The organism is Bacillus sp. CH30_1T, from assembly GCF_008364765.1.
GTDB lineage: Bacteria > Bacillota > Bacilli > Bacillales > Bacillaceae_B > Rossellomorea.
The window spans coordinates 253,006-265,645 of sequence record NZ_VTUY01000004.1; the positions used below are offsets into that span (position 1 = coordinate 253,006).

General features: G+C 40.6%; 9 protein-coding genes. 8 read left to right on the forward strand and 1 reads right to left on the reverse strand.

Features of this window, described 5'->3' with window-relative positions; all coding sequences use genetic code 11:
- Positions 1 to 16 precede the first annotated feature (16 nt).
- From F0342_RS08880 to F0342_RS08895, 4 genes are all read left to right on the forward strand, one after another.
- Positions 17 to 1,618: a PucR family transcriptional regulator gene (locus tag F0342_RS08880; RefSeq protein ID WP_149155604.1), complete on the forward strand. Its 1,602-nt coding sequence runs from the start codon at positions 17 to 19 to the stop codon at positions 1,616 to 1,618.
- 148 nt (positions 1,619 to 1,766) lie between these two features.
- The gene (locus F0342_RS08885) at positions 1,767 to 3,233 is read left to right on the forward strand and encodes a CoA-acylating methylmalonate-semialdehyde dehydrogenase (protein ID WP_149155605.1); all 1,467 of its coding nucleotides are present in this window, start codon (positions 1,767 to 1,769) and stop codon (positions 3,231 to 3,233) included.
- Between the two features lie 21 nt (positions 3,234 to 3,254).
- Positions 3,255 to 4,607, forward strand: coding sequence for an aspartate aminotransferase family protein (locus F0342_RS08890; RefSeq protein WP_149155606.1), 1,353 nt, complete (start codon positions 3,255 to 3,257; stop codon positions 4,605 to 4,607).
- Positions 4,608 to 4,713: 106 nt separating this feature from the next.
- Positions 4,714 to 5,082, forward strand: a complete 369-nt coding sequence (locus F0342_RS08895) for a VOC family protein (protein WP_149155607.1) — start codon at positions 4,714 to 4,716, stop codon at positions 5,080 to 5,082.
- A 43-nt stretch (positions 5,083 to 5,125) separates the two neighbouring features.
- Here the strand turns inward: F0342_RS08895 and F0342_RS08900 are convergent, their stop codons facing one another.
- Positions 5,126 to 6,052 (reverse strand): VanW family protein, encoded by a 927-nt coding sequence (locus F0342_RS08900; RefSeq protein WP_262481681.1) that lies wholly within the window; start codon positions 6,050 to 6,052, stop codon positions 5,126 to 5,128.
- Positions 6,053 to 6,181: 129 nt separating this feature from the next.
- Between F0342_RS08900 and F0342_RS08905 the strand changes: the two genes are divergently transcribed.
- The 4 genes from F0342_RS08905 to mutL all read left to right on the forward strand — a co-directional run bounded on the left by F0342_RS08905 (position 6,182) and on the right by mutL (position 12,466).
- On the forward strand, positions 6,182 to 7,000 hold the full coding sequence (locus tag F0342_RS08905) for a hypothetical protein (protein WP_149155608.1): 819 nt from the start codon (positions 6,182 to 6,184) through the stop codon (positions 6,998 to 7,000).
- Positions 7,001 to 7,127: 127 nt separating this feature from the next.
- Positions 7,128 to 7,748, forward strand: coding sequence for a DedA family protein (locus F0342_RS08910; protein ID WP_149155609.1), 621 nt, complete (start codon positions 7,128 to 7,130; stop codon positions 7,746 to 7,748).
- Between the two features lie 184 nt (positions 7,749 to 7,932).
- A complete protein-coding gene (gene mutS, locus F0342_RS08915) occupies positions 7,933 to 10,563 on the forward strand; it encodes a DNA mismatch repair protein MutS (RefSeq protein ID WP_149155610.1) in 2,631 nt (876 codons plus the stop codon).
- Between the two features lie 13 nt (positions 10,564 to 10,576).
- On the forward strand, positions 10,577 to 12,466 hold the full coding sequence (gene mutL / locus F0342_RS08920) for a DNA mismatch repair endonuclease MutL (RefSeq protein ID WP_149155611.1): 1,890 nt from the start codon (positions 10,577 to 10,579) through the stop codon (positions 12,464 to 12,466).
- The last annotated feature ends 174 nt before the right edge of the window (positions 12,467 to 12,640 follow it).

The window sequence follows — 12,640 nt, forward strand, 5'->3', positions numbered from 1 at the left end:
ACATAAGGAGAGAAAAATGAAAAGTAATTACTATTTCTCAGTAGAAGATATTCTAGTAAGAAAATACTTTGAACATGCTAAAGTGATTGCTGGGCATAATGGTCTCAGCCGTCAGGTGAAGTGGGTCCATGTAGTCGAAGTAACATCAATAAAAAATCTTCTTAACGGAAATGAACTGATCCTTTCTACAGGAATCGCTTTACAGGAGGAAGAGACATTTCTTTCACTCCTTCAACAGTTAATCGAGAGTGAAGCAGCAGCCATTTGCATTGAACTTGATACAAATATTTCCACGATTCCGATTTCTGTATTAAAGTGTGCAGATACATTTGATTTTCCTATTATTGTGTTCGAAAGGGAAGTTCCGTTCGTTAGTATTACTCAGGATATTCACTCCGTACTAATCAATCAGCAATATGACATGATAAAAAAACTGGATTCATATGCACAGGAGTTAAATAGAAGGCTGCTCGTCGTTAATCACTTCAGAGAGCTTCTTCAGGCTTTACATAAGGAGCTTACTGTACCTGTACTATTTCAGTTGAAAGAACAAGAGGTGGAAATCTATCCGCTCATGTGCTCACCGGATGAAGAGAGAATACGAAAATGTTATCACAGTCATAAAGATTCCCTTAATCCCCATTTTGCCTCCACTAAAGTTATTCTATTTGACCAGGAATACGCAGAGTTATGTATATACAGAAGCGATCATCCTTTCAGTGAATATGAGCTTCTCATATTGGACAGAACATCAACGGCGTTAGCCCAGTATTTAATGAGAGAATTGTATTTTAACGAGCAAAAGCGGTTAGAAGACTCCAAATGGATTACCTGTTGGTTAAAAGGAGAACAGTCCTATGAGAAACTCTCTGCTTTTTTAGCCGGCTTAAAAGTACAGGTCAATGGTGGAGTCGTCTGTATTTGCCAGACGAATAGACTGAATGAACAAGAGCCGATTGATTTTACCTTTTTTAACCTTGTAACCAGAAGTATTTTTGAACAACAGGGTTTTCGAGTGTTACCCGAAAGAGTAGGGAATGATATCATTTTCATTCTTCTGGACACAAGGAGCACAGGAGATTGGAAATCGAGAGTCACCACTGCCTACGAAAAGATTCTTCAGTCTGATTTCTTTAGAGATTCTTCACAAACAGTATTTGCAACAGGTAAATACCAAATGGAGACGATGGAAATTCACAAGAGCTATGAAACAGCTAAAGATAGTCTCATGTTTCAGTCAAAGGTGGATGCTTCAAGAGCCTACTTTTTCTTTGATGATTTGCATTTATACAGACTGATTTCAATCGTTAACAACAATGTTAATCTGTGGGAAATGATCAAAGAGTACCTAACACCGCTCCTGGATTATGATCGTAAACATGATGGCAGTCTATTGAAGACGTTGAAGGTTTTCCTTGCATGTCAGGGATCAAAACAGGAAACATCCAAACAACTATTTATTGTAAGACAAACACTCTACCATCGACTCAAAAAAATTGAAGATTTACTTGGAGATGATTTCATGACCTCTGATAAACGTGTGGCCATCGAGTTTCTCCTTGCTGCCCATGATTACTTGCAACCGCTTACATCTTTGGAAAAGTCGGAGATTAATTAATTGTAAAATGTAAAATTGAGAAGTCAGGTTCTTTTACACAATGTCTAATGAAACCACTAACAATTTCTTTCATAATAAAACTATAAACTATACGACAGGTTCTACACCACACAGAAAAATCAGATGAAAAAATAAGGAGGAACTGAATATGACAATCATTAAAAAAGACGTAGCTGTATTAAAGAATTACATTGGAGGTGAATGGGTTGATTCTCTTAGCTCACAGACGTTACAAGTAGTGAATCCTGCTACAAATGAAGAGATTGCAAGAGTTCCGGTTTCTACTAAAGAAGACGTCGCTAGAGCTGTGAAAGCTGCTAAACAAGCTTCACAAACCTGGAAGAAGACGCCGGTTCCAAAACGTGCCCGTATTCTTTATAAATACCATTCTTTACTTTCTGACAATCATGAGGAATTGGCCAAACTGGTTGTACAGGAAAATGGTAAATCATTTAAAGAGGCGTATGGTGAAGTACAGCGGGGGCTTGAGTGTGTGGAATTCGCTTGTGGTGCACCGACTTTAATGATGGGTGAAACGCTGAGTGGTATTGCAGAGGATATTGACTCAGAGATGTTCCGATATCCACTTGGTGTAGTGGGGGGGATCACTCCCTTTAACTTTCCTATGATGGTGCCCCTGTGGATGTTCCCGCTTGCAATTGCATGTGGAAATACTTTCGTGTTGAAGCCATCTGAAAGAACCCCTATTTTAGCCAATAGGCTTGCAGAGTTATTAACAGATGCAGGAATGCCCGATGGTGTATTAAATGTCGTGCATGGTGCACATGATGTCGTAAATGGGTTGATCGAGCATAAAGATATCGCAGCTATATCCTTCGTCGGGTCTCAACCGGTGGCTAAATATGTGTACCAACAGGCTGCCTCTCATGGGAAAAGGGTGCAGGCATTATCCGGGGCGAAGAATCATCATGTTGTCATGCCTGATGCAGATATGAATAAAGCGGCTGAGCATATTATCAGTTCAGCGTTTGGCAGTGCCGGCCAGCGATGTATGGCGTGCAGTGCCGTAGTGGTTGTGGGGGATAATGAACCGTTTGTTAAAGCTTTAAGTAAAAAAGCAGATGAATTATGTATTGGTAACGGAATGGACGAAGAAGTGCTTCTCACTCCCGTCATTCGAAAAGAACATCGAGAGAAGACACTGGGTTATATTGACAAAGGACTGCAGGAAGGTGCATCCCTCATACGAGATGGGCGTAAAGAAATGGATGACTTCAAGGAAGGAAACTTCTTGGGTGCAACCATCTTTGACCATGTTTCACCGGATATGACCATTGCAAAAGAAGAAATGTTTGCCCCTATCCTCAGTTTACTAAGAGCCAAGGATTTGGATGAAGGACTTGATTATATTCGTCAATCAAGATATGGAAATGGTGCTACGATTTACACAAAAGATGCAAAGGCTGTCCGTCAGTTCAGAGAAGAAGCAGACGCCGGAATGCTGGGTATAAACGTTGGTGTTCCTGCGACAATGGCGTTCTTCCCATTTTCAGGGTGGAAGGATTCTTTCTATGGGGATATGCATGTAAACGGTAAAGACGGAGTAAATTTCTATACTAGGAAGAAAATGATCACTTCTCGATTTGATTTTTAATCAGAGTTAGGGGGAACTTTCATGGTGAAAGCAGGTCAATCTCAGGATGTATGGTTAAGGAATGATGAAAAGCTCATTTGGCATTCCATGAAACCATACAATCCCGATGGAACAATGGTCGTAACAGAGTCTGGTGGGTCCTGGATTACAGATAAGGATGGTCAAAAATTTCTGGATGGCATGGCAGGGCTATGGTGCGTAAACGTAGGATATGGTCGAGAGGAATTAGCAAAGGCAGCCTATGAACAGCTTAAAAAAATGGCTTACTTTCCACTAACTCAGAGTCATCAGCCGGCTATTGAGCTTGCAGAGAAATTAAATCAATTACTTGGGGATGAATATGTCATTTTCTTTTCCAACAGCGGATCAGAAGCCAATGAAACCGCCTTTAAGATTGCCAGGCAGTATCACCAGCAAAAAGGGGAACACGGAAGGTATAAAATTTTCTCCAGATATAGAGGGTATCACGGGAATTCCATGGGGGCCCTGGCCGCAACAGGTCAGGCTCAGCGGAAATATAAGTATGAGCCTTTAGCTCCTGGATTTATCCATATCGCTCCACCTGATAGCTATCGCGATGAAACATCGGGGGAAAGTCCACATGATCTTCCTGGAGTAAAGGCAATTGATCAAGCAATGACCTGGGAATTAAGTGAAACAGTGGCTGCGTTGATCATGGAACCGATCATCACGGGAGGTGGGATACTCGTTCCACAAGATGAATATATGAAAGCGGCGAAAGAAGTTTGTGAGAAGCATGGAGCACTTATGATTGTCGATGAAGTGATTTGTGGCTTTGGACGTACAGGCAAGCCATTTGGTTTCATGAATTATGATGTGAAGCCGGATATCATCACAATGGCAAAAGGGATTACAAGTGCGTATCTTCCGCTATCAGCAACAGCCGTGAAGCGTGAGATATATGAAGAGTTTAAAGGATCTGAGGAATATGATTACTTCCGTCATATTAATACATTCGGTGGAAACCCTGCAGCATGTGCCCTTGCTTTGAAAAACATTGAAATCATGGAGAGAGAGAAGCTTTTTGAACGCTCCGCTGATCTTGGTGAAAAGGCATTGAACACGTTGAAAAATCATTTACAAGATCATCAATATGTTGGAGATGTTCGAGGGAAGGGTCTGTTAATTGGAATTGAAATGGTAAGTGATAGGGAAACAAAAGAACCTTTAGACGTATCGAAGGTCAATGAGGTGATTGGATACTGTAAGCGAAAAGGTGTAATCATTGGGAAAAATGGGGCTACAGTCGCTGGTTATAATAATGTGCTTACCTTATCACCACCATTAAACATAGAAGAGGAAGATCTGGATCTGTTATTATCCACAGTGATGGATGGGATCAAGCAACTTTAATAATAATGACTGGGAAAACACCTGTTTGTTTGTGCAGGTGTTTTCCATTTTTATATTAAATTGAATTTTATGGTAAAATAAATGAGTAAGATCATAGGGGGAGGGGATGAGCATCATTTTCAAAGGTATTGATCATATTCAGTTTGCTGCTCCAAAAGGCTGCGAAGAGGAAGCTAGAAAGTTCTTTGGTGAAGTTCTTGGTCTGAAGGAAATACCGAAACCTGAAAATCTTCAAGGGAGAGGCGGTTGCTGGTTTCAATATGGACCACAAGAAATTCATGTAGGGGTACAAAATGATTTTGTGCCAGCAACAAAAGCACACCCGGGATTACTTGTTACAGATTTAGAAGCACTTAGAAGTAGCCTAATAGAGAAAGGTATCAGGATAAAAGAAGATACACCGATAAACGGTAGGAATCGCATCTTCGTCTCAGATCCATTTGGAAATCGAATTGAATTTCTAGAATACCATTAATAAAGAATGCACCTCATGAATTAGGAGGTGCATTTTCATAACACTATTCTTGAATAAATTTTCCCACATCTTTCTCCGTAGATGATTTTTGTGAAGCGCTAGGCACCTTTCTTTTTTCCACATTGATTAGATCGGAAGAATAAATCGAAGTGATAACTTGCCCGCCAATTACTTTTGCACGGATGAGCAGTGGCTGGTTATATGCGTTTCTAAAAGTGAAGTCGGGTCCATACCAGCTAACTGTAGCATCTCTGCCCATAGGCACGTAAGGAACCCTCTTTGAATGATGATACCGTTCTAATATTTTTACACCTGCCTGGTCGACGGCATTAAATAAAGTGGATGATACCTGACAAATCCCACCCCCTATATCTTCTGAAAGTTCCCCTTTTACAATCACGGGGGCTTTTTTATATCCTTTTTCTTTCGTTCTTCTTCCTACCACACCATTAAAGGAGAACACTTCTCCAGGGAACACAACCGTATTATTGATCTTTTCGGTAGCTAGAACTATATTTTGAGTCCGTTCCTCATTATGCTTATTGAAATATGTGACGTATCTTCCAATAAGCTGTGTTCGGATGTGCGCAAGGATCTCACTATCGACTTTGGGATGTAATGTCATAAGGGGTGCTTCCGTATTGATTGACCCTCTAGAAAAGAAGAAGGAATGAACCAGCTCACGAAATCTCCGTTCATTAAGTTTGTAACCGGCTCTTTCTGAAATAATTTGATTATTCTCATTGATATAAGCATTCTGAGGAGGAGTATAGACCCGATTTTGCACTTCTGAAACTAATTCCTCATATTGCTTTTCGTCCATTATTGGTTCATCTACCAATGGTGTATTCAATGAATTTCGTTCTATAGAAATTGGCGCATGATTTTGAAATTGAATATGTAATTGATCTTGACCATTCATCACAGGAAACAGTAAAAGACCAATTGTACTAATTTTAATCAAGAGCATGTGAACCCTTCCTTTCATATGTAGTATCGGTGGAAAAGGCTTCTTTCATGTTAAATCCTAATTGCCAAAAATTGATGGTTATGTATTTACAGCTGTGATTAGAAACTAAGGAAAAAAAGAGGTCTTTACATGCTTTATTTATTCAGGTTCATGATGGTTGTGTCTTTACTTTTTGCCTGCAGTGCTAAACCTGCAGGGGCAATACCTAGCTTTACTGTAGAAATACTTCCGTGGGATCAAGTGGAAGATATCATTCCTATACAATCGTATTTTACGATCATTGATGTAGAATCCGGCCTTTCTTTCAAGGTACAAAGAAGAGCGGGAAGCAAGCATGCGGATGTACAACCAGTTACAGAAAAAGACACGAAAATCATGAAATCCATCTATGGAGGAAAATGGAGTTGGGACCGTCGTGCAATACTCGTATTAGTTGATGATCAATTAATATCTGCCTCAATGAACGGGATGCCGCACGGAGCAGGTGCTCTCCAAAATAATTTTTCGGGACATTTCTGCGTACATTTTTATGGAAGTACAACCCATAAAACGCCAACGCCTGATTTAGCCCATAAGATCATGATTTTAAAAGCAGGCGGCAAACTGGATGAGTTTCTATACAAATTAGACCCCCATGAGTTGATCAGCGTTATGGAGATTGCTGTCAATCAGCATGATGAAAAGCTAATTTCACAAGTGATGTTTGGAAGTAATGGATCCTTGAAGGAAACCCTTATGAGAATGAAACATATAGATGTTATTCAAAGTTCGAAACTTCCTGTAGAGGATTCGCCTGCACTTGTTGGGATGAAGCTCAAGGTTAGAGTGAAATGGATGCGTTCCAATCAATCTCAAGAAGAAAATAACGTTCAATTCATCATTCGGAAAAATTCGCTTGAAGATCAATGGAAAATAGACGGTCATGCATTTCTTGAAGATATGGAATAAGGGGCAATTCAGATACATTAATATACACTATTTCCCTCCAGTGGATGAATTCTTATTCTTTATGAGCGTTTTCAAAATGCAAAATAGGGAAAAGGGTATATAAATAAAACGTGGAGGGAACACACCGATGTTTGATTTTGTAATAAATTTAATTAAGGAACTTGGAATGTGGGGATTATTCGCTGGAAATGCAATTGAAGCGTCATCCTTGCCATTTCCGGGAGCCCTCGTGACGCTGACATATGGTTACCTTTTAGATCCATCTTGGACGAAGCTGATCATTTTAGCATTAACAAGCAGTTTGGTTTATACATTATGTAGTTATATCCCTTATGGAATAGGAAATAAATTAAAAGATAAAATCAAAGAAAAAACCAGCTCGAAGAAAATGGCTAAAGGTCAGAAATGGTTTCGGAAATGTGGATTATGGAGTATTGCCATCACGAGACCGCTTGGCATTGGTAACTATATTTCTTATGTTGCAGGTATTAGTAAAGTGAACAAATGGACATTTGGAGGATTAACGTTCATCGGAATCTTTCCAATTATCCTCACGATGTTAATAGTCGGCAAGAATGGAAATCTCAAATATGTACAGTCTTTGATGAGTAACATACAAACCTACATTCTCACTGGAGGGGCTATACTGTTGATTGGTTTCTTATCATATAAATACTTTTTAAAGTTTAAGCCAAAAAACACCAGCTGTTTGGAGGATGAGTCAAGTATAGCAAAACAATCCGAATAAACAAGACATCGATTCGCTCCTCATTCGGGAAGCGGATTTTTTTATGAGGAAAGGAGATGTACACACTAATTTTGAGTTGAACAGATCCGGTTTCCTCAATCTACTACATGCTCCATCCCTTTCACGTGTGATATAATGAATAGTCGAGATTAGTAGATTTACTTGGAAAGGTTTGAATGAAACCATGACACAATATACTCCAATGATAAAACAATACTTACAAGTAAAGGCAGAATACCAAGATGCCTTTTTATTTTTTCGTTTAGGTGATTTCTATGAAATGTTTTTTGACGACGCCATTGCCGCATCGCAGGAACTTGAAATAACGTTAACAAGCCGAGATGGGGGAGGGAAGGAACGTATTCCCATGTGTGGTGTTCCCTATCACTCTGCTCCTAACTACATAGAGCAGCTCATCGATAAAGGCTTTAAAGTAGCGATTTGTGAACAAACCGAAGATCCGAAACAAGCTAAGGGAGTTGTGCGGAGAGAAGTTGTTCAGCTCATTACACCCGGTACGGTTATGGATGGAAAAGGCCTGAATGACAAAGAGAACAACTATATTGCTGCTGTTACTGATTTTAATGATGAAACATATGGACTTTCTTATAGTGACTTAACAACAGGGGAAACAAAAGTGACTTTGGTCACAGATGGTCTTCAAGCATTGTTGAATGAATTATCTACGATTGGTGCGAAGGAAGTCGTCATCCACCCCGATCTTAATGAAACGGTACAAGGAAAGATTAAAGAGCGAAACGATGTTACCTTGTCATATGAGAAAGGAGCTGACGGCGGAGGAGATTTTGCTCATCTCGTTGCCCCTTTGAAACAAGATAAACTAATAAAAGCTTCCTCCATCCTTTTTCACTACCTCTTCCGTACACAGAAGAGAAGCCTGGATCATTTACAAGTAGTTGAGACATATCAGCTGCATCAATTTATGAAAATGGATTACTATTCAAAGCGAAATCTGGAGTTGACGGAAACAATCCGATCAAAAGGAAAGAAAGGTTCGCTTCTTTGGCTATTAGATGAAACGATGACGGCTATGGGAGCCCGGTTACTTAAGCAATGGATCGATCGACCACTTATTCATAAACAGGACATTGAAAGGCGTCAAACAGTTGTTGAAGTGCTATTGGAGCGCTTCTTTGAGAGGCAGGACCTTAGAGAAAGATTAAAGGAAGTGTATGACCTGGAGAGGCTGGCGGGACGTGTTGCGTTCGGTAATGTGAATGCACGTGATTTGATTCAGTTGAAAAAATCACTTCAGCAAGTACCCGTGTTAATACACCTGGTGGGATCACTGGAAAATGAAGCAACCGATGATCTCGTAAAGAAACTTGATCCATGTAAAGAGCTGACAGAGCTTCTTGACCTAGCTTTAGTTGAAAACCCTCCTCTTACAATTAAAGAGGGAAGTCTGATTCGGGATGGGTATCATGATGAGCTTGATCAATACCGTGATGCAAGTAGAAACGGGAAGTCTTGGATTGCTCAGCTCGAACGTGATGAGAGGGAAAGGACTGGAATCAGGTCCCTTAAAGTTGGATTTAACCGGGTCTTTGGCTATTATATCGAAGTAACGAGAGCGAACCTTCAACACCTGGAAGAGGACCGCTATGAAAGAAAACAAACATTAACAAATGCGGAGCGATTCATCACCCCTGAGTTAAAGGAGAAAGAAGCGCTGATCCTTCAGGCCGATGAAAAAAGTGTGGATCTGGAATATGACCTGTTCCTTGGGATTCGTGAAAGCGTGAAAGAATTTATACCCCGCCTGCAGAAGCTCGCGAAACTCGTAAGTGAATTGGACGTTCTCCAATGCTTTGCAACGGTCAGTGAAAAGCGTCATTATAGCCGCCCTGCCTTTAATGAAGAAAGAATAATCCAGTTGAGGGACGGACGTCATCCGGTTGTCGAAAAGGTGATGGGTGCTCAGGAATATGTTCCGAACGACTGCTATATGGATCAAGAAAAAGAAGTCTTTCTTATAACAGGACCGAATATGTCGGGGAAAAGTACCTATATGAGACAGGTGGCTTTAACGAGTATTCTTGCTCAAATTGGGTGTTATGTTCCTGCCAGTGAAGCAAACCTGCCAATCTTTGATCAAGTATTTACGCGAATTGGGGCAGCGGATGATCTGATTTCAGGTCAAAGTACTTTCATGGTGGAGATGTTAGAGGCGAAAAATGCGATCATCAACGCGACTCAGCAAAGTTTAATATTATTTGATGAAATTGGACGTGGTACTTCCACTTATGACGGCATGGCATTGGCCCAAGCGATAATTGAATACATTCATGAACATATAGGGGCAAAAACCTTATTCTCCACTCACTATCATGAGCTGACGGTTCTCGAAGAAGAATTACAAAAGGTGAAAAACGTGCATGTAAGTGCCATGGAACAAAACGGAAAGCTCGTTTTCTTGCATAAAATCAAGGAAGGAGCAGCTGACAAAAGTTATGGAATTCATGTTGCCGAGCTTGCAGAGCTACCTAAAGCCCTGATTGAAAGAGCGAACGAAATCCTGCTTGAGCTTGAGCGTAAGGATGAGCCTTCTCACTACAGAGAAGTCAGAGAAGTGGCTGTTGCGAGGGAATCAGCTGTTGAGAAACACGAACCAAATGAAGAAGATCTTGCCCAGCTGTCCTTTTTTGCTGCTGAGAAAAAAGGGAAAAAAGAAAATCTTACTTCTAAAGAAAAGAAATGTTTAGATGAGCTTAAAAAGCTCGATATCCTGGAGATGACTCCATTGGATGCAATGAACACCCTCTACGGCATCCAAAAAAAGTTAAAAAATTAAAGGAGGTGAAACTGTGATGAAAATATTTCAGCTTGATGATTCGCTCTCTAATAAAATTGCCGCAGGTGAAGTTGTGGAAAGACCGGCTTCTGTCGTGAAGGAGCTCCTTGAAAACAGCATAGATGCAGGCGGATCCGTGATTGAAATTCATATTGAAGAAGCAGGCTTGCATTCGATTCGTATCATTGATAATGGGGACGGAATCGAAGAGGATGATGTGATAACAGCTTTCAAACGACATGCAACCAGTAAAATCAAAAACGAAAATGATCTATTCCGTATCCGGACATTGGGATTTAGGGGAGAAGCCCTGCCCAGTATTGCTTCCGTTTCCCATTTTGTACTTAAAACGAGTACGGGAGATGGTCCGGGTACGTATATAGAACTTGAAGGTGGAGATATCAACTCATTTGAAAAAACGTCGTCAAGAAAAGGCACAGATATCACAGTTTCACAATTGTTCTTCAATACACCAGCACGATTAAAATACATGAAAACTATTCATACTGAGCTGGGAAACATTACTGATGTGGTGAACCGGATTGCACTGGCTCATCCTAACGTTTCAATCAAGCTTTTGCACAACGGTAAAGCTTTATTACACACCAATGGTAATGGAGATGTCCTGCAGGTTCTGGCAGCTATCTATGGGGTCGGAATAGCCAAGAAGATGGTTCCGATTGAAGTGAGCTCACTTGATTTCGAGGTTAAGGGATTTATCTCCCTCCCTGAGGTTACACGCGCTTCCAGAAATTATATTTCAACGATGATCAATGGGCGTTTTATAAAAAACTATGCTTTGGCGAAAGCAATCGGCGAGGGGTATCACACCCTTCTTCCAATTGGTCGTCACCCCATCGTCCTTCTTAGCATAGAAATGGATCCCATCCTGGTAGATGTGAATGTACATCCTTCCAAGATGGAGGTCCGCATAAGTAAAGAAAGTGAATTAAATACATTAGTTACTGAAGGAATCAAAAGGGTGTTTAAAGGAAAAGAATTGATTCCTTCAGGATCCGTGGCACCGAAGATTGTACAGCCGAAATCAGAGCAAACGTTTATGAATCTGGACCATTCGGCTAAAACTCAGGAGAAGGAGGAAAGGGCGGGATTCGTAGATGCGGTTCGTGAACGGTTGCTTCCTAAAGAAGAGTTGGAAAAACTTTATGGGACAGAACCACAAAAAAGCGAATCCCACAAGGCAAAAATTCCTGTTTCAGATGAACCAGCAGTTCCGGACTTAACGCACACACTTCAGGAAGATGTGGAATTCCAGGATACAAATGTGGAAGAAGTATTCGATGAGAAAGGTCACTCTCCTAGAGTTCCTCCACTTTACCCTGTTGGCCAAATGCACGGTGCTTATATCTTTGCCCAAAATGATCGCGGCCTATATATCATTGATCAACATGCAGCTCAAGAACGAATAAAATATGAGTTCTTTAAAGAAAAAGTTGGGGAGGTTGCGAAAGAGCTCCAAGAACTCCTGGTCCCACTTACCCTTGAATTTTCTACAGACGAGTATATTAGAATTAATGAATACCGGCAACTTCTGGAAGAAGTCGGTGTGTTTCTGGAAGAGTTCGGCTACAATAGCTTTATTGTCCGGGCTCATCCTCAATGGTTTCCAAAAGGGGAAGAACAGCAAACCATCGAAGATATGATCGAACAGGTGTTGAAAATGAACCGGGTTGATATCAAAAAACTCCGGGAAGAAGCGGCTATTATGATGAGTTGCAAAGGTTCAATCAAGGCGAACCATCATTTGCGCAATGAAGACATGCAAGCTTTATTGGACGAACTGAGAAGAACCAGTGACCCATTTACCTGTCCACACGGGAGACCTATTATTATCCACTATTCAACTTATGAAATGGAAAAGATGTTTAAACGAATAATGTAAAAAGAGCCGATGGAATACTGCTATCCATCGGCTTTTGTCTTCATGAAAAATTCACAGTATTTCCAATTGTTGTTGAATCATAACGGGGAAAGTTGAGAAGATAATGCTGAATAGATCATTTGTAGTATCATAATGCCTCATCCAATAAAGGTGAGGCACAGGTTGTCCGATTAA